General features: G+C 48.9%; 12 protein-coding genes. 4 read left to right on the top strand and 8 right to left on the bottom strand.

The genetic code is table 11. The features are described from left to right. Window positions 1-41: 41 nt before the first annotated feature. The 3 genes from G451_RS32780 to G451_RS0112890 all read left to right on the top strand — a co-directional run bounded on the left by G451_RS32780 (window position 42) and on the right by G451_RS0112890 (window position 3,822). Entirely contained in the window at window positions 42-602 is a 561-nt protein-coding gene (locus G451_RS32780; RefSeq protein WP_051261466.1) for a GAK system XXXCH domain-containing protein, read from the top strand. A gap of 214 nt (window positions 603-816) precedes the next feature. Beyond that, window positions 817-2,514, top strand: a complete 1,698-nt coding sequence (locus G451_RS0112895) for an ABC1 kinase family protein (RefSeq protein WP_034642211.1) — start codon at window positions 817-819, stop codon at window positions 2,512-2,514. 636 nt (window positions 2,515-3,150) lie between these two features. Then, window positions 3,151-3,822 carry a response regulator gene (locus G451_RS0112890; protein WP_034642209.1) on the top strand — a complete coding sequence of 224 codons (672 nt, stop codon included), beginning with the start codon at window positions 3,151-3,153 and terminating at the stop codon, window positions 3,820-3,822. A gap of 114 nt (window positions 3,823-3,936) precedes the next feature. Here G451_RS0112890 and G451_RS32775 read toward each other — a convergent pair whose 3' ends face one another. The 4 genes from G451_RS32775 to G451_RS0112870 all read right to left on the bottom strand — a co-directional run bounded on the left by G451_RS32775 (window position 3,937) and on the right by G451_RS0112870 (window position 11,744). After that, a complete protein-coding gene (locus G451_RS32775) occupies window positions 3,937-7,650 on the bottom strand; it encodes a transporter substrate-binding domain-containing protein (protein ID WP_156921613.1) in 3,714 nt (1,237 codons plus the stop codon). A 130-nt stretch (window positions 7,651-7,780) separates the two neighbouring features. Continuing rightward, complete coding sequence (locus G451_RS29270) at window positions 7,781-9,028, bottom strand: patatin-like phospholipase family protein (RefSeq protein WP_051261464.1); 1,248 nt, start codon at window positions 9,026-9,028, stop codon at window positions 7,781-7,783. Between the two features lie 74 nt (window positions 9,029-9,102). Then, a complete protein-coding gene (locus G451_RS0112875; RefSeq protein ID WP_027184581.1) occupies window positions 9,103-10,707 on the bottom strand; it encodes an ABC transporter ATP-binding protein in 1,605 nt (534 codons plus the stop codon). Further along, window positions 10,704-11,744, bottom strand: coding sequence for an ABC transporter permease (locus tag G451_RS0112870; RefSeq protein WP_027184580.1), 1,041 nt, complete (start codon window positions 11,742-11,744; stop codon window positions 10,704-10,706). The genes G451_RS0112875 and G451_RS0112870 overlap by 4 nt, the downstream gene beginning before the upstream one ends. 441 nt (window positions 11,745-12,185) lie before the next feature. Between G451_RS0112870 and G451_RS0112860 the strand changes: the two genes are divergently transcribed. Next, a complete protein-coding gene (locus tag G451_RS0112860; protein ID WP_027184579.1) occupies window positions 12,186-14,216 on the top strand; it encodes an RCC1 domain-containing protein in 2,031 nt (676 codons plus the stop codon). Between the two features lie 202 nt (window positions 14,217-14,418). Here G451_RS0112860 and G451_RS0112855 read toward each other — a convergent pair whose 3' ends face one another. From G451_RS0112855 to G451_RS0112840, 4 genes are all read right to left on the bottom strand, one after another. Next, the gene (locus G451_RS0112855; protein WP_027184578.1) at window positions 14,419-15,900 is read right to left on the bottom strand and encodes a sigma-54-dependent transcriptional regulator; all 1,482 of its coding nucleotides are present in this window, start codon (window positions 15,898-15,900) and stop codon (window positions 14,419-14,421) included. A 55-nt stretch (window positions 15,901-15,955) separates the two neighbouring features. Next, entirely contained in the window at window positions 15,956-18,334 is a 2,379-nt protein-coding gene (locus tag G451_RS0112850) for an ABC transporter permease (protein ID WP_027184577.1), read from the bottom strand. Continuing rightward, window positions 18,331-19,038 (bottom strand): ABC transporter ATP-binding protein, encoded by a 708-nt coding sequence (locus tag G451_RS29265; RefSeq protein ID WP_034642147.1) that lies wholly within the window; start codon window positions 19,036-19,038, stop codon window positions 18,331-18,333. The genes G451_RS0112850 and G451_RS29265 overlap by 4 nt, the downstream gene beginning before the upstream one ends. Before the next feature lie 180 nt (window positions 19,039-19,218). Continuing rightward, entirely contained in the window at window positions 19,219-20,193 is a 975-nt protein-coding gene (locus tag G451_RS0112840; RefSeq protein WP_027184576.1) for an ABC transporter substrate binding protein, read from the bottom strand. Between the last annotated feature and the right edge of the window lie 54 nt (window positions 20,194-20,247).

Here is a 20,247-nt window from a genome sequence, read left to right as displayed (position 1 = left end):
GGGAATACTCTGAAAATCCTAATAACTCTGAGGAGACTGTTATGTATCTTGCTCCGAAACAAAAATATGAAGCACTGGTCAAAACGACTGAACTGGGAGAGTTTCTTGCGAATGTCGCGGAAACCGTCAAAGCCGGTAAACTGATCTTTAACGAACAGGATGTTCCTCTCGAAGGTTTTTCATCGCTGAAAATGTCCGTCAAAAACATGGGTGAGTCGTCACTCGTCAAGATCAAGCTTAAATACCAAAAGACGGACGACGATGGCGTTTTTGTTCAAGAAGGTGGAACGACTGAGGCTACCAGTTCCAGTGGACGTCCGAAGTATAAGTCACTGAAGAAAAAAATGAAAAACGAATGGAAAACGATCAGGCTTTCTCTGCAAAACGGTCAATTGCCTAATCCGGCCATTGCCAGTGTTTTCATTGAAGAATCACGCCTCATGACAACGTATCCGGGAAAAGGCGACGAATATTATACTGCTTTTAATACTGCTACCGATGCGTTTGAAAAAGCCATCAACGAAAATGACCTTGAAGCCGCTCGCATCGCGATGTCCGAACTCGGCCGTCTCAAGCGTGAGTGTCATGACCGATACGCTTAGAAAATAAAGCGGAGAGAAAACTCGTGGCGAGCCGCGATAACAATCCAAACTCAGCACCACAGGGCTTTCATCTCCCTATAAAACGAATACTCTCCAAAGAGACGGCGAAAAATGTTCTTTCGCCGTCTCTTTGACATTGTATTTTTTTCCTCTCCCCACTCTTCATACATTTTCTTGTCTTGTTCTCCTGTGCATGCCGACGTACAACGTCGTTATGAAACTCAGCATCAAAAAACTTGGCGTTATCGAACATACCTATCGTCATTTGGACAGATATCGACAAATCTTGGCTATCTTCTTCAAATATGGATTTGGGGATTTGTTGGATCGTCTTCGACTTGAGCCCTATTTAGGGAAGAGTCTCGATCTTGTTGCGAAGAACCGTCATCGACTCGACGGCTTCACCAAATATGAACGCGCACGAATGGCTTTTGAAGAACTCGGACCCACCTTTGTCAAACTAGGCCAAATTCTGTCGACACGCCCGGACCTGATTCCTATTGATTATGTTCGCGAGCTGGAAAAACTCCAAGATGATTTACCGAATTTTGCTTTTTCCGAAGTCCAACGGATTTTCCAAGAGGATTTCGGAGCAGAACCGGAAGAGATGTTTGAATCGTTTGACCGAAAGCCCCTTGCGGCCGCCTCTCTTGGACAAGTCCATAAAGCGCGCCTCAAAACCGGCGAAGAAGTTGTCGTTAAAGTGATGCGGCCTGGCGTGCGCGCTATCATCGAGACCGACCTTGAGATCATGATGCATCTCGCCACCCTTATGGAGCGCCATGTTGCAGAATTCCAAATTCATCGACCAACACGAATCGTTGAAGAGTTCGCCCGAGGATTGGAAACCGAGCTCGATTACAAATTTGAGGCGGCCAATGCCACACGCATCGCCAAGCAATTTAAAGAAGATCCTCGAATATATATTCCGACTATTTCGCCCGACGTGTTATCAAGTCGCATTTTAACCATGGAATATGTGGAGGGCATTAAAGTTTCTGATATCAAACAATTACGCTTGCGCGGTCACGACCTCGAAAAAATTGCTGAACGTGGTTTCGATTTGCTTATGCAACAAATTTTCGTCAATGGATTTTTCCACGCCGATCCACACCCAGGAAACTTGCTGATTCTCGACAATGACGTGATCTGCTTTCTCGACTTCGGCGTTACCGGTCGCATCAGCCAACGTGAGCGCGAAAATTTCATCGACCTCATCTCATACATTGTACGAATGGATGAAACGCGCTTGCTGGATGCCCTGCTTCGACTGTGTGTATATGAAGATGATCCGGACCGCCTACAACTCGGGTCTGAAGTAGGCGATGTCGTCGACCGCTATTTCCACATTCCCGGACAGACAATGGACTTTGGTCGATTTGCCCATCATCTCCTTGAGGTGTTGGAGCGACGAGGTGTGTCCCTCCGACCGAATCTCTATGTCATGATCAAGTCGTTGAGTATGGTGGAAAACATGGCCAAAACTCTTGATCCGGGATTTGAAGTCGTCGAACACGTCAAACCGTTTGTTAAACGCGTTCAGGCCAAACGCTATAGCCCCCATCACGTGTTCAATGAACTTTTTTTAGCGTCAATCGATGCACTGCGTTTGGCGAAAGACCTTCCCTTTGAACTTCGCTCCATTTTACTCAAAGCCAACAAAGGCAAAGTCAAACTCGAATTTGAACACAAGGGACTTGATCCCCTTTTGGCAACACTCGACCGTATTGCCAACCGCCTTGCTTTTGCCGTGGTTCTTGCGGCATTCATTATCGGTTCTGCCCTTGTTGTCCTTGCCGGTGTGCCGCCAACCTGGGGAGGAATCCCTGTTGTCGGCATTATTGGTTTTCTCATCGCAGCCGTTATGGCGCTTTGGCTCCTCATCACTATTTTACGAAGTGGACGAATGTAATACATCACAAACACAGCATTTGTATGTGCTATAGATAACACAATGAATAGTCATACTATCGATAAACAAGATACATATTCAATATAGCAGAATATTAAAGAATACAATTCACCTTATATGTCTGACACGACGTATACCAACAAGTCGATGACGATTTAAAAAAAATCAAAGCCATTTACTTAAATCAAAAAGAAATATACTTCTGTGTGATTGACGCATATATCAATATATCGAAACAAATTATTTGATACATGTTTAACGACAGCATCATGTTGTACGTAGCACCAATCACAACTACACACCATATAATCAGATATAAAAACTTCAAGTCACAAACAAGAAAACCACACTAAAAAAAACCAACCAAAACATCTCTTCGATAAACATACACAAGAAAAAAATCATAAACTATACAAATTTATTCACACCAATTTGTGCTGTTACGTAACATGATGCATATTGATATTTTTATGACATCTTCGTTCTCTTCAACACTTACAGAGAATATCCGCTCTTTTTTTGTGTATTGCGATAAAATGGCCAGATAACTTTGGGGTTTATATTTTGACCCCAACAGTGTATTCAATAAAAAATCAAAAGACACAGATGGAGACGAAAGACGGAAAGGGCATTGCAATGAAAAGATTGTCTCAGGTGGTTATTGTTGATGACCATCCTCCACTTGTTATGGGATTAAAAGTTTTTATTGAAAATGACCCGACATTTGTTGTGGCTGGTGAAGCCGGCTCAATTGCCGATGCTTTGAACGTCTGTCAAAATATTCAACCGGATTTGGTTGTCGTTGACCTTGGACTTCCCGATGGAAGTGGCCTTGATCTGGTGCGAGAACTCCGGTTACGCAATAATGAAGTACGTATTCTCGTCATTTCTGCCAATGATCGATCCGATGTCGCCAGGCAAGCGATTCAGGTCGGCGGTGATGGATACCTTGTGAAAACATCAGCATCGTTCGATCGACTTACCGAAGCGCTCCACTGCATCCTCGAAGGCCGAGTTTTTTTCGATAATATTGTGGCGCGTCAATATTTTGAGCAAAGCCTAACCGAAGAAGAGTTTTCTCCCGAAAAATTAAAAGAAAAAGCGGCATTGCTTACTCGGCGGGAAAGCCAAGTCATGCTTCTTATGGCTCAGGGAAATGCAACACGTGAGGTCGCCAAAAGTCTCAATATTAGTCCCAAAACTGTCGAAACGCATCGAGCAAATATGATGCGGAAAATGCGGTTTACAAACCCTATGGAAATCGTCCGCGGGGCCATCAAGCTCGGACTTATTGAATTCGACGATTAATAAATGTCATTACCGCAAAGAAGAATGGATGCTCCTCCTTCGTTGGGAGAATCCACATATGACAGATTCTCAACAAAATACAGGGCTATTGTCAAGTCGGTGTGACGATACGTCTTAATGAAATGGAACGGATGTATTGCCGCGTGGGGCGTTTTCAAGCTCAAGCAGAACCTGGCGAAGCTGTTGAATACGCTGCAAGCTGGTTTGAATATCGTTGTCAATGAGCGCATCTTTTATGTCTTGTAAGTGACGTGCGGCTCCGGACGAGGGTAAAGTCGCAATGTCTTCCTTAATAATCATCAACGCCAGCTCTACATTCTGAGACCGTAGCGCGGCCTCAACAGAATCGAGCCGGCGTCCCAGTCTGACCAAACCAAGCTGCATAACATCAGCAAGAAGCCCACTTTCGAGATGAGACGTTGCGACGTCGGAAGGGGACAGCTTGCCCTGGCTGCGATCGGACAAAACATCTTTGATACGCTTGGCGAGAACACTGAAATCCACAGGTTTCGTTAAATAATCATCCATACCGGCAGCAAGACCAGCTTGACGTTGCTCAGCCAACGCATGGGCGGTTAAACCAAGGATAGGGATATGAGGGTCAAGCACGCCGTGCTCTCCACGTCGGATACGGCGAGTTGCTTCGATACCGTCAATGTCATCAAGCTGTACATCCATGATGATGACATCGAAGTGATCGTGGGCAAGAAGTTCAAAGGCCTCGGTTGCCGAGCATGCCACGATGGGATCGGCCTTCATATGTTTGAGATAGTTCTCCGTCACATGGCGATTGACCTCATTGTCTTCGACGAGAAGTGGTCGCAATCCTTCGAGAAGCGGCGCATCGTTTGGACTTGCGTCGTTATCAACCTTATTTTTCGTACCAGGCAAAAAAGCAGCACTAAACCGAAAACGACATCCCTTCCCTGGGAGACATGTAAAATCAAGGCTCCCCCCCATATTCTGCGCTAATCTCCGACAAATACTCAGACCCAACCCGGTCTGCCCATACGAAAACACTTCGACATCGTCGCTTTGCGTAAACGACTCACGAATCTGTTGTTGTATTCCTTCGTCAATACCCGGTCCCGTATCCCAAACAGTGAAGCGAACTAAAAAACGACCGCTTGGCAACGGACCATGATTGATGCCTCTGACATCAAGCTCGACTCTTCCTGACTCCGTGTAAGTGACAGCATTATCAAGCAAACAGGATAACGCTTTACGCAAACTATCTGGATCGCCTTTCACAAAGCGAGGCACAGCAGGTCCAAGCGAAATATGCAACAGCAGTTGTTTGAGTGCGGCCTTCGGCAAGTACGCTCTGGCTATGTTCCGCACAAGGCGATGCAGATCAAAATCCGTGGTGGCAGCAAGAGGGTCGCGCACCTCGACATGCGCCATATCAAGCACATCATCGACCACGCTCAACAAGTGTTTCGCGGCGGTATCAAGTTCTTCCAAGGCCTGTTCATGCACCTCGGCCTCTTTCGTACACAGCGTATTCGCCGCACCGATAATTGTTTGTAACGGGGTTCGTATTTCGTGACTCATTGCAGCTAAGAACTCGCTTTTTGCACGGTTTGCTGCATCGGCGGCCTCTTTGGCTGCCAGGAGCTCGGCTTCCACATATTCTCGCCGCATCATCTCCGCTTCGGCTTCTTGAATGCGGGCATTGAGTTCTTCTTCCATGCGTTTTTGCTTCGTGATGTCAATCAACGAGACAAGAACGCGGTCCATGAAGGCATGGGAACCCGGTGGAACACTCAAATTGAGGTACACATCAATAATTTCCCCATCCAAACGACGATTGACGGTCTGCTCTGTAAACAGCGTCGCACCTTCATACAAATGAATAAGTTCATGGAGAAAAACGGTCTCTGATTCCTCGACAAAAACTTTATCAATGCGACCAAGAAGTTCTTCTTTGGACGATGCCCCGAGGAGATTCACCGTGGCTTGATTAACATTACGCACGGTGACACATGCAACAATCCGCTTGCACTCGTCTGGATTGCGATCAAAATAATCATGTAAATTGGGAATGCCAGCATCTTCCAGTATTGCCAACTCCGCCATTGCGCTGGAGAAGTCTTCTTCCCATAACGAAATGGGACTATTTTCGAACAATGTCCGGTAATGGGCTTCACTCGCAAACAACGCATGTTGCGTATCTTCCCGGCGGCGACTTTCGAGATACAATTTGCGGTTCCAATACAAGGTCACCCCAAGCAGCAATAAAAGCGCCCCCACTGTTGGCAGTACCCAAAGCAAGGTATCACGTGAGATAACAGTGTGCTCAAATCGAAGCGTTATCCAGCGTCGATAAATATCATCTCGCCGATTTTCAGGGATGGCACGGAGCGCTTTATTAAAAATAGGAATGAATTCCGGCCAGTCATTTCGAACAGCAAGGGACAATTTGAATTCATACGGTGTGGGGGCAGCCACTTTGATATTGGTCAGCCCTAATTTATGAATATAATATGATGTCGATGCAATGTTGCCGACGAAGGCGAAGACCTGCCCCGTGGAGACGGCACGCAAAGCCTCTTCAAGGTTGTCGACATTGATATATTCGAAAGAAGGATGCCGACTTCGCAAAATATCTTCAGTCGCAAATGATGTAATGACCGCAACGCGTTTCCCGTTAAGATCTTTCAGCCCGCGCAAAGGAGGCGCGTCGTCACGAGTCAGGATAATCATGGGAAACGTGAGGTAGGGTTCCGTAAAGTCGAGATAGCTATCACGCTCTGGGCTTTTCACCGCACACGCGAGGACATCGACGTCTCGTGCTTTGGCGGCAATAATCACATCTCCCCATGTTGGCTGAGGAACAACCTCCATGGTAATACCAAGCATATCCGAAAGCAGACGCATATACTGAGAAGCCATCCCCTCGTATTCCCCTTCGGCGGAGAGAAATTCGAAAGGAGGCCACAATGGGTCCACACCAAGATGCACGACCGGATGTTTGGCAAGAAAATCCTTTTCTTCATCGGTCAGACCAATATCTCTCGGGCTCGTAGGATCTAAAATCCAGGACTGCTCAAGTGTATCAAAAGTACCGTCACGTTTCATCTCATCAAGCGTCCGCTGCCAGGCATTAACGATGCGGTCATCGCTACTCAACGTGAAACCGATATACGACGCTGTTTCCATCACCGTGACAACAGGAACGATGTCTTTGGGATTGAGGCCGACAGCTCGCACCGCTTCAAGCATAGTGATATTGTCGGTAAGCCAAAGCTGAGCACGTCCATATTTCAAATCATCGGCACATTGTGCCGGGCTGCGCGACGCCATCAGATTAGAAAACCCTTTGTTGGTCAGCCCCCTATAGGCATCTGAACCGGTCACGGCAGCAATACGACTCACCCGTTTGGCTTGATCCAAGCTGGATATGCCGACAACATTGTCCTTCAACCCATAGAGTATAATGCGCTTTGGGAGAACAGGGCCGACCCACTTATACAAGTTCTCTCGTTCAGGTGTGCGCAAAAGAGGGAGAATGGCTTCTAATTGCGACCGAGCAGAAGAGCCATCTTTTGCGTTGGCATGACGTATGGTAATATCTACGTTTTCATTGAGACGACGAGCAATTTCCCGGACGAGTTCCACCCCAAATCCGGTGGGACGATCGTCCTGAAGAAACGTAATGGGGGGAGAATACGTGGCGAGAATATGAAGCGTTGGTGATGGAGTGGAATGTTCTTGTTCTGTAGCGGCGAAGCCCAGCCCAACGCATTCCAACGATATCAGCCAAACTATCGGCAAGACGTGCAGAAATGCGCGGCATAACATGGATAGGTATACTCTCATATTCATATCAAAGACTGCAGAACCAATCACGCCCGCAAACACAAATCAATATAATTGTAACAAATGAAATAGCCCATCTCTAGAAGCGAGACAAGGAGAATTCAGCGTGTATCACGCAGGGGAACACGACAGTAATTTACTGTGATGAGTAATCCGGCGGTGTTTTGCTCCAAAGTTTATCGGTTAATGCTAAATCATATCCGAGCTGAAAGAGCTCTTTCATAATTTGGGGATCAAAATCTTCACCAGTATCCAAGGTGAACGATTCGGGGATACAGGCAAGATTAAAGTCGACGTCATCGTCGCGACTTAAGTTGTACATGGTATAAATTGCGCCCATAGTCTGCGCTTTAATCAAAGACGATACGGCATCGGCGGCAATAGAAAGAAGACGTGGCGAAACAGGATCATACGTCGCACCCATACGGTTGTTCACGAGAACATAAAGATGTCGTGGACTATCGGGGAGTGGTAAGTGGAGAGAGGTATAGATTTTTCGAGGATTGACATGCGGCCCGTAGAGAAATATCTGCGTTGTCACCCCACCATCAACATGCATTTCGTCCCAGGTTTTACCGTCAGCTTCAACCTTGAAGTACATGGGAGGAAACGCCACGGGAATAGCCGACGACCCGATAAGGACATCTTGGAACAACTTCAAGGCTTCGGAAGTGCCTTGAGACGCAATTGCCCCCATGTCCCACACGACACTGCGTTTGGCATCGAGATTGGTTGTGCCTATGTATAATCGCCGACCAACACGATATTCCCGTGCAACAGCATCCATCATCTCTTTCGTAATATACTGTTTGACCAAGGTATCAAGAGGGGCCGTATCAAAGACGGAATCACCTCGAAGAATACTCATGATGCCCTTAAAAACATAAATCTCGTTAGACGAAATGGTTGTATACACTTCTTTCAATTCGTCGTCGTAGTCTGCACCAAGAAACGCAAACGGAGCAATAAAAGCACCTGTGCTCACGCCGGTGACAATATCGAAAACAGGTCGTGAGCCTGCGACACTCCAACCACACAGCAATCCGGCTCCGAATGCTCCATTGGGCCCACCGCCTGAGATAGCCAGGTAATTGATGGGTTTTTCACCGTTGGAGTTTTTATGCTCCTCCACCCGTTGTCTCGCATACCCAACAAGCCCCTCAAGAAGAGCAGGGCTGAGTTCATCGGCAAACCCTCGTACATGAGGAAATCCTTTCACCTCGGCAAGTGCAATCTTATCTTCGGGAACGGGCTTTCGTACACGCAACGCACCGCATCCCCCTGCAATCAGCGTAAAGACAACGATGACACATATGCACAGAAAACGATACCCATCAGACAATGTATTGCACTCTGCTGACGCACTATATTCTTTGGTACTCATAAAACTTTTCAATCATGCAACGAAGAGCATGCCAAAATACAGTTGCGTGATAAACGTATTGACCATGGAACGACCTATAGCGGAGGGAGAGTATCAAAAGCGGCTTTAAGCAGAGCCCGTGTATAATCATGCCGAGGCGTATTGAATACAACATCAGACGGACCTGATTCGACGACATGACCATCGCGCATAACAAGAATATCATGACATAAAGATCGTACAACCTTAAGATCATGTGCTATAAAAAGATACGCAAGTTGATGTGTGCGTTGCAGCTCGCGCAAAAGTGAAACCACCTGAAACTGAACAGCCCTGTCCAGTGCTGATGTCGGTTCATCCAGGAGGATACATTGTGGTTTGAGAACAAGAGCACGCGCTATAGCTATTCGCTGTCGTTGTCCTCCAGAAAATTCATGTGGATAGCGATGACGAACGTCCGGATCAAGCCCGACTTCCGTCAAGGCTGCGGTTACTGCAGCATCCCGCTCGGCCCGCGTGCCGTTGCGATGGACTTCCAGTCCTTCGCCTATAATACGCCCCACAGACATGCGTGGAGAGAGAGAACCGTATGGATCCTGAAATACGACCTGAAGTCGTTCCCGTAAAGGACGCATGGCGCGATGGGACAAACCATCAATCGATTTTCCCAGAAATACGATGGAGCCCGTACTTGGAAGAAGACGCAATAAGGCCAGGCCGAGGGTCGTTTTCCCCGAACCGGACTCACCGACAATACCAAGGCTGTGACCTTGCCGAAGTTGCAAAGAAATGTCGGTCACTGCTTTGACGGAATCGACCGTGCGGCGAAAAACCCCTTTTTTGATGGGAAACCAAACACGTACCGTCTTGGCTTCCAAAATGACCGGAGCATCTGCAGCCGCTGCAACGGGTCCGGCGCTATCTCCTTCCCCAAGAAGCAGACGAGTATATGCATCTTGAGGACGTTCAAACACGTCTTGTGTTGCTCCCGTCTCCACAATGTGCCCCTCGCGCATGACATAAACACGCTCACTAATGCGACGCACTGCAGCAAGGTCATGCGTGATAAAGAGGACGGCCATTCCCATTTCGCGCTGAAGCTCCCGCAACAGGTCAAGAATCTGCACCTGAAGCGTGACATCCAGCGCTGTTGTGGGTTCGTCCGCAATGAGCAGACGAGGGCGGTTCGCCAACGCCATGGCAATCATGGCACGCTGCCGTTGACCACCGGACAGCTGGTGAGGGTAGGCATCCTTCCGCTTCTGCGGGTCTCGAATGCCCACTCGATCAAGCAATTCAACCACACGTTGCAGTGGGTTATCTAAACCCGAATCATGAAGGCGGATAACCTCGGCAATTTGCCGGCCAATAGTATGCAGCGGATTGAAGGAACTCATAGGTTCCTGAAAGATCATACCGACATCGCGACCGCGGATACGGCGCAGGGTTGTCTCCGATGCGTTCAAAACATCCAGTGTATCAAAGGTAATGGAACCAGAGGTATAAAGAGTCGATTCCGGAGGCAGTAATTTCAATATGGCATGCGCTGTGACCGACTTTCCCGACCCTGACTCCCCAACAAGAGCCACGGTTTCAGCAGGCGCGACGCTGATATTGACCCCTTTGACGGCCTCGACACGACTGGCCCCTGACTGAAATGCGATACGAAGATCTGTGATATCAAGTAGCGAAGAACTCATTTGCGAATATCCAGAGAGGCGGTTTCACGCGGATCGAAGGCGTCACGGGCCGCTTCGCCGATAAAAACGAGCAAACTGAGCATGACCGACAGCACAACAAAGGCAGATATTCCAATCCAGGGAGCCTGAAGATTATTTTTGCCTTGGGCCAACAGTTCACCGAGTGACGGAGAGCCTGCTGGCAGACCGAATCCGAGAAAATCAAGAGATGTCAGGGTGGTAATAGAACCATTCAACACAAAAGGCATGAACGTAATGGCCGCCACCATCGCGTTGGGTAGGATATGTCGAAACATTACCATAGTATCGGAAAGACCAAGTGCTGTTGCCGCGCGGACATATTCGAGATTGCGTCCCCGTAAAAATTCGGCGCGAACGATGTCGACAAGAGACATCCAGCTAAACAACAGCATAATCCCAAGCAGCCACCAGAAATTCGGCTGCACGACTCCTGAAAGAATAATAAGCAGAAACAACACCGGGAGCCCCGACCACACTTCGATAAACCGCTGAAAACCGATATCGATCACCCCACCATAAAACCCCTGCACAGCGCCAGCGGCGACCCCCACAACCGAACTGAACAGCGTCAGACACAGCCCAAAAAGCACGGAAATACGAAATCCGTACAGAATACGGGCTACAATATCGCGACCTTGGTCGTCGGTTCCCAACCAGTTGTCCCAGGAAGGGGGAGATGGCGCCGGTGTGGGCAAATCATGAATAATCGTATTGTAACTGTAAGGAATAATTGGCCAGACAAGAAATCCGTGTTCGTTGATAAGATCAAGGACATACGGATCATGGTAGTCGGCTTCAGTAGGGAAATCGCCGCCGAAGGTCGTTTCCGGATACGTTTTGAAAATAGGAAAATACAATCCGCCTTCGTAGGATACGAGAAGCGGTTTATCGTTAGCGACAACTTCAGCGCAGAGACTGATGCCGAATAAAAGGAGAAAAATCCATAAAGAATAGTAGCCGCGTGTATTGGCTCGAAATCCGAGCAAGCGGCGTCTGGCCATGGGAGACAGCGTCATGGGTAATCACGGTGTTATCGATATTCTCTGTTGGCTAGGTCTCACCTTCGAGACCCTGTACAGGCGTTGTGCTGTATTTTGAAGGCGATGTAAAGTGAGAGGTATAAAGATGCGATTTACATGAATGTACGAGGTCTCACCATGCTCGAATGTATATTTGAAGAGCATAATACCGCTTTTTTTTGGACCTTCCTCATCGAATCAGAACGCTATTTTCCCGAGGATAAGCCTTTCACATAATCATGCGAATCTTCGCTGTGTTCGGAAATATCGTAAATACACGCCCCACCATAAAAACGAACCCAACCCCAATTCATAACATACTAAAATAAAAAATAATTTTACAGGCATCATTTTTGCTTTTAAAATAGCCAAGTAACACGATTCATACGCGATTGAGTGCAGCACTTCAAAAAATTAACTTTTTCAAGGAAAAGCATTATGTTTCTACTTTCACATCGAGTTTGCATTCACATCAGTTTTTTTTTGCTTCTCATTACAACAGCTACTTCCAGCTTTGCGGCGACATATACGCTGACCGAGGTATGGTCTCGGCCCGGGTTGGCGAGGCCGGAGTCAGCCCTTTATGACCCGGAGTCCAACTTTATCTATGTCTCCAACATCAACGGCGAGGCCTGGACTTCCACAGCGAATGGGGGCTTCATCTCTCGTCTGACAACAGATGGCAATGTGGATACCCGAGAGTGGGCCGGCACCTCACAAGAAGACAGCCCACTTCATGCTCCCAAAGGAATGGCCATCTATGACGGTACTCTCTATGTTGCCGATAGAGATAGCTTGGTCGCTATTTCAATAAGTACGGGTCAAATTCTCAATTCGTATAACGCCGCAAGCACATCACACCTCAATGACGTCACTGTGACTTCAGGAGGTTACGTTTATGTTTCAGATACTGCCAATGGAAACATCTACAAACTCGACCAAGGAAGATTGACCACGTGGTATGGTGGCCTGACTGGTCCAAATGGTCTGTGTACTCGCTATTCCACCCTTCTCGTTGGACTTTCGGGAGAAGGAATTCTCGCCATCGACATCGCTACCAAAGAACACTTTACGATTCTCGATACAACACATGTTGTTGATGGTCTGGCACCAGGCCCCAATAACGACCTCTTTTTCTCCCAGGGGAGAAGCATAAGCCTCGTTCTTGACCAGAAAAACGCTGAAGACCTTGTGACACTTAATCCTGGATTGTTTCCTGCAGATATTTCCTTTGCTGCCAGTCTTGGCTCATCGGGATATATCCTCTCCCCTGATCTTAATGATACAGTAACGGCCTATGCACTGACCAAACCGACACCGACTCCCCCACTGAATCCTGAAGGTCCAACAGTGTCGGCGGGGGGGGATCACAACCTCCTGCTTAGCAATGGCCAACTGTATGCTTTTGGATCAAATTTACATAGACAAGTCGGCGCACCTGCTTCAGAAAATGCCGTCTACGCTCCTTGGCGTGTCGGTTCAGCATCCAATTGGAAGGCCGTCAGTGCTGGCGGCAATCACAGTTTACTGCTTGATAATGAAGGGAAACTCTACGCCTACGGCTGGAACGCCTTTGGACAAACTGGCAACAACGCTTTTGGTGGCGATATATCCAGCCCAACCCAGGTTGGAAATCTTTCCGGTTGGTCTCGTATCGCAGCAGGATCTCAGCACTCTCTCGCAATCCGCAACGGAGCTCTCTATGCCTTTGGTTGGAACGAATTTGGCGAACTCGGGACATACGAATATGGATTTTATACAAACCGCAACGCCCCAACACTCGTTTCCGCTGGGACTGGCAATCCATGGGTGTATGTCGCTGCCGGGTACTTGCACAGCCTCGGTATTCGAGAAAACGGTGATCTCTATGCATGGGGTGACAACAGTCAAGGCGAACTTGGTATAGGCAACACACCGGATCGTTCTGTAGGCCCCACGCTGGTCAAAGAAGCCGGTCCCTGGAAAACGGCTTGCGCTGGCGCATATTTTAGTATGGCTATTAAAGAAGATGGAACGCTGTGGGGATTTGGTTCCAATGAAAACGGTCGTCTTGGTCTTGGTGCCGGGACCGGCAAATCCAGTACACCGGTGCAAGTAGGAACAGAAACGAACTGGACCGATATTTCTTGCGGAGATTGGTTCACATTAGCATTGAAATCCGATGGGAGCCTGTATGGCTTTGGCTATAACCTGCACGGTGAACTCGGTCTGGATGATACCATTGACCGTTATGTTCCGGAACGTATTGGTTCGGAAGGAGCTTTTCAATCCATGAGCGCAGGAGAAAATCATTCGCTGGCAAAAGCAAAGTCAGGTACCATTTACGGTTGCGGCGACAACGCCATGGGACAACTTGGTGTTGGTGATACTTCGGTCATCGAATCATGGACGCTTCTTCCCGTATCTCTCCCCAGCACATCATCAGCAGCACTTTTACCTGTACTGATAACGCTTTTAAATGAGTCATAAACCTTAGGCATTTCATTGCCTTCATGCACCCATGGCAGACTATCCACAACGTCTATAGTCTGCCATGGGAATGGCGCTATTCTTCTTCAATCCTGTAATCACCATTCTTTGGCTTCAAAATGCTTCTTATCGTCTACTATTTCAATCAAACGCAGACGATACCCTTCGTCAAAGAGGGATTGGTCTTTGGCGGACCAACAGCTTAATGTTCGGAGGACGAAACGCCGTTTTCGGGAATTCCCAATCGCATATCATGCTCTTTCAACAGTGCATATAAACGCGAACGAGACAACCCCGACATGGACATTGCCGATTTGACATCGCCTCGGCAGAGATCCACAAGCCGTTTAAGATAGACGGCATCCTGCTCTCGACGGAACGTCTTGATGGTCGGGAGTGTCATGGCAAGATCGGGACCATCGACAACTGCAGAACCAGGTGAAATCAAGGGTGCAGGAGATGCTGTTCGTGTCGTCTCGGGCACGATTTCCGGTCCTGTTTCGCGTTCTCCGACTTGTGAGCGGGCAACTCGGACTCGAATATGAACGGGCAGGTGAATCGGGTAGAGCTCCGGGGATTCAGCGGCAAGGGCCACCACCCCATCAAACGTATTCACGAGTTCGCGAATATTCCCCGGCCAGGGATAGGCAAGCAACGCGGTGGTAAAATCTTCGGAAAAGGTTTTAACGGGAAGGCCCTGACGTTCACAGAACTGGCGGACATAGTAATTGGCGAACAGAAGGATATCGTTTTTATGTTCGGCCAACGTGGGAAGTTCAATGACGGCACCCCGTAACCGAAAAAGCAAATCCTGACGAAACAACCCGGCATCGACCATGGCATCAAGGTCGCGATTCGTGGCCGCCACCAGCCTGAAACGACATGGTCGCTCCGTCGACCCACCAACCGGACGCACCATTCGCTCCTGCAGAACACGCAGAAAAGTCTTTTGGACGTTGAGTGGCAGTTCTCCGATTTCATCCAAAAACAATGTTCCGTCTTGTGCTTGGAGCAGCAAGCCGTCACGTTGCCTGTCAGCTCCGGTATATGCTCCCTTGACGTTACCGAATAAAACACTTTCCACAATCGTTTCCGGCAATGAGGCACAATCAACGACAACGAACGCATGGTCAGCACGTGGACTGTTTTGATGAATCGCCCGGGCCAAAAGCTCTTTGCCCGTCCCGGTCTCACCGATAATCAGGGTATTGGCATCGGATTTCGCCGTTTTTGCAGCAACATGGAGACATTTGATACGCTTGGGGTTCTCGCCCGGTATCCCGTCCCATTTAAAAGCCCACGGGTCCGGAGATGATTGGCTTTGACGATATGCCAAGGCACGTGACAACGTTTGGGACATGGTCTTGAGCGACGGCGGCTTCTCAATATAATCCCAGGCACCACGACGCATGGCCTGTTCGGCACCGTCAGGATCGCCCCAGCCTGTAATCACGACGATTTCAGGAGACGACGGACTTTGTTGAAGGTCGCCAATGGCATCCAATCCATTTCCATCGGGCATCCGAACATCGAGAAAGACAATATCGTATCCACCACGCCCGGCTTGGTGTCGACCTTCGGCCAGTGTATTCACGGCTGTGGCGTAATGTCCGAGTCGGGACACCACTCGGCTCAACGCAGCCCCGATCTTTTGATCGTCGTCAATAATCAGCACATTCCCCATAGCGTCTCCCGGTTAGGCTAACATGGCTGTTTTTTCCCAACCTTGTCAATTTACTCTATTCTTTCATGGCGAGGGCGTCTTGCCAGTGCATGGTGAAGACGGCACGTTGAATGATGATCTGGGAGATGAAGACAAAGATCACAGCTAAGCCAATGCACCATATCCAACTTCCCGTGGTCATGACGACGGGAAATCGATACAAATTATTCGTATATTGGCTGGCCAAACCGGAAAGCAACGCATAGCCAGGAGCAAGTCCTAACAACGTCCCTGTCATATTGAGCAAGAGATTTTCACGAAGAAACAGGTTCCCCACTTCGAAAGGACGATAGCCGAGCACACGGTAAGTCGCAATTTCACGCCGACGTTCCACCAACGCGATAAGCGAACCATTGAGTATGGACCCAAAGAAAATAACCGCCCCGAAAAAAATCATGGGGTAAGACATGGCCCCCATTTTGGCGACGAAATCGTTTTTCATGCTCTCTTTTTGGGCGGCCACATCGCCAAAACCTTCCAATGTCGGGTATCGTTTGAGATTAATGGTAAAAGCCCGCTTCTCTGCCGCTGTCTGGTCAGCGGCGAGTTGTACCATGGAGACCGCATCCCGTTCATCGACCAGCTCATTAAGATAGTCAAAATCAGCATAGACAGAAAGCCCAAACATAGAATCGATCACGCCGACAACGGGAACACGAACCGGCCGTTGTTCTCCTTTGGTCGGGACAACGAGAACACTACCTCCCTGCGTAATATGGAGAATATCGGCCAATCGACGCGTCATGAGCAGACCGGTTGACGGCACACGCACGGCCTCGCCGCGTTCGTTGCGTGGCACGGTCATGGTGGCATTATTTACAATACCCTGAATAAGACCTTTCTTCGTGTGATTCTCTGACACAAACGTGCATGGTACATTGAATACAGGCTCAGCCCGAACAATCCCCGGCATGCGCTGCGCTTCAAAAACGGCTCCCCCATCGCGTTCGTCGCGAAAGGCCAGGGTATAGTCAGCGAGAAGCACCTTGTTGAATTGAAATTCAACCATGTACTGTAAAGCATCCAAGGTGCCGAATGTGGCCACAAGCATGGCTGACCCCATTGCTGCGGCAAACACGGCAACCAGCGACCGGATAGGATTGCGAAAAATATTCCTCAGAACAAGCTGACTGCGAAACGACAAACGCAGCCATACCCACGGGAGGCGTTCGAGCAGAATCCGCCCTCCGGACATGGGCGGGGCATCATGCATGGCTTCGGCAGGGCTGAGTCCTGCAACTTTCTTCACCCCACGCCACGCACCGAGGATACCGAAACACGCCGACACGACAACGGAAATTATTGCCACTCCCGGATAAAACGTGTTGTGCAGGTCGGGGAAGGTGAAAAACGACTGATAAAACTCCGTCATATACGCGGCAATACCATACCCCATCACCACACCGAGAATGGCTCCGACCATAGAAACAATAACGGCCATGGCAAGATAATGCCTGAAGAGTACACCATTGGTATACCCCAAAGCCTTAAGCGCTCCAACGATCATGCGTTGCTTCTCGGTGAGGCGCGTCATAAGCACATTCAGGACCAACGCTGCCACGGACAAGAAAATGAGTGGCATCATCGTCGCCATGGAGGCCAGGCCGCCGAGTTCGGAGTCTAAAGCCAGATTCGATGATTGCTGAGCAAGTGGAGTCACAGCGAAGACTCCGTATTCGGCAAGACGTTGTTCCAAAGTCGCCAACACCGTTTCGGGAAGTGCTCTCGCTTGGGGAGTGAGGCGACCGACAACGGTGTTGGCCGCGCCTCCAAAATCAAGCATATCCTCGGCAAATCGGCGTTTCACATAAAATACGCCGAAATCCGCCGGCTCGGGCACAATGCTTCCAGGCGGCATAAGGTAGGTGAATTCGGAAGAAATCGCTGTACCGACAACATGCAATTCCTTGCGTTGGCCATGGATGACAAGCGGGAGGATATCCCCTGCGGCGAGATGCCGAGCACGAGCAAAATCTGAATTCACAATGACTTCGTCATCACGGGCATCTGTAAAATATCCGCCCGACATCATGACCAACCCATTGATGACCGGCTCGGGCGATTCGGGCATAGAGAGTAAGAGGCCGGATAGCGGACGATCCACCTCGTCGAAATCGACCATCACCGGCGCGCTGATCAAACTTCGCATCTCGGTGATGCCGTCTATCTGAGCAAGACTTGTCAGCTCCGCAACAGGTGCTTTTTTCAAATCAACCCAAAAATCTGCCATGCGACATGTCGCGTAAAGCGATGACTTTGCCGCAATGAGATTCGTGCTCACACCCTGTAGGCCGACGAGACAAGCGACACCAACAGCCACAATAGCAGCAATGGCAAGCAACATTCCCTTTTGATCAAAGAGGTCGCGGCGCAATTTGGTTTCAAGAACGCTCACCAGGCAATGTCCTTAACCGATAATCGATCGGTATTTGTGGTGCAGGTTATGTGGTCCGGTTGAAGGTGCAGGACATGATGGGCTAACTTGGCAATGGGCGTGGCGTGCGTGACAATAACAATGGACGTACCGGTTTTTGTATTCAGATCGCAGAGCAGGTCGAGCACAAGTCGCCCGGTCGAAGCATCTAGCGCACCGGTGGGTTCATCACAAAACATAACTTCAGGCCGCTTTGCCAAAGCGCGAGCAATAGACACACGCTGTTGTTGACCACCAGACAGTTGCGCCGGGAAAAAATTTTCCCTATCGCCTAATCCAACCATCTCCAAAGCCTGTCTCGGATCCATCGCATTATTGACGATTTCGGCGCCAGCCAGGACATTTTCCAAGGCTGTCAGGGTAGGAACCAGATTATAAAATTGAAAGACAAAACCGACGCGATTGCGTCGATGATCGGTGAGACGGCGCTCGCTGAATTGAGAAATATCCTCGCCGTTGAAAAGAATCTGACCTTCCGTTGGTTGATCTATGCCGCCGATAAGATTCAATAGGGTGGTCTTCCCTGAGCCGGAAGCACCAAGAATAACCGTAAGGTCTCCTGCGACGATTTCAAAATTCACCCCACGGAGAACCTCGGTCACGACCTCTCCCGTGAGATAGGATTTCTTAACCCCTATTCCCTTGATGACAACACGTTTATCCATGCTTTCCGCCTAGTTGGGGTACGGCTGCGTTATGATATCAATGCTCAACAGGCTCCCTGTAGACGTACAATTGGCGTAGGGAACCAAACAGATTATCTTGCGGCAATCTGAGGTAACGGTATCACATGATGCCGCAGAACACCCGTCTCGGCAAGATAGGGGGAGGAGTATTCGTCCTGTTTATTCGATAATAAGATCAGCCTGATTGCGGACTTCAGGCGTGACGGAAATACCAATGCGCCGCGCGGTATCGGCATTGACAACAGCAAACAACCGGACCGGCTCCACGGGAATTTCAGAAATCGGCTTTCCACCCAAGACTTGGACGGCCATCTCAGCCATTTGCTGACCGAGCAAACTCGGGTCAGGCGCAACACAAACCAACGCACCAGCCGTACACCAATCCGTCTGCGGTCCAAAAAGCCCAATTTCCTGAGATATGGCTTGCGCAATCAGCTTTTCTCGACCGGAATCATTTTGTGATGCGCGCAAAATCCAAATAAATTGCGTCTTGCGCGGAATTCGTTTGAGAATGCTCAATAAACCATGACGTTGTGTATAACGAATCGTATCCAAAGACACACCGGCCACATCCGATGCTTCCTCCATAATGGCGAACTCGGACTGCGTTTCTTTGTCATGCGCCTTTATTGGAATAACGACTCGATGTACGCGGGGAAATAGGGCTGTCACCCGGGATAACGACCGACCTTGCCAATCTCCAACGGAAACCCCGGTAGCCAGAGTCGGTTTATCGGGATTATCAACGAATTTGCTCGATACAGGATCCGAAACCGCACCAAACAGCACGGGGATGTTCACCCCAGCCTGAGACAGTTTTTCGAGAACGAGATGCGTTGGACGTGTAAAAAACGAGATAATGAGTTGCGGTCGTTCTTCAATCAATGACTGAATATTCTCGGCTGTCGGTTCAATTACATGAATACGGACGGTATCCTGATTCGTTAAACCATCATCCTTAAGACGAAACTGTAGAGAACGTAATGTTTCATCAAGACCAACCTGCGGAGCGACAATGCCAATGAAAACAGCGTCCTGAGCCGGCGGTTCATCACTCCCACAAGCGGCAAGCCAGACAAGACTACACAGTACAAGACATCGGACGACAAATTTTACAATATGTTTTGTGCTCATGGAGTATCAAAAGCAAATTTTAACGATATTGAAAAGGGTTTTCGCCTGCGCACG

The sequence above is a fragment of the Desulfovibrio inopinatus DSM 10711 genome, from assembly GCF_000429305.1.
In the GTDB taxonomy this organism is placed as follows: domain Bacteria; phylum Desulfobacterota; class Desulfovibrionia; order Desulfovibrionales; family Desulfovibrionaceae; genus Alteridesulfovibrio; species Alteridesulfovibrio inopinatus.
This window is presented reverse-complemented; position numbering and strand designations above follow the sequence as displayed.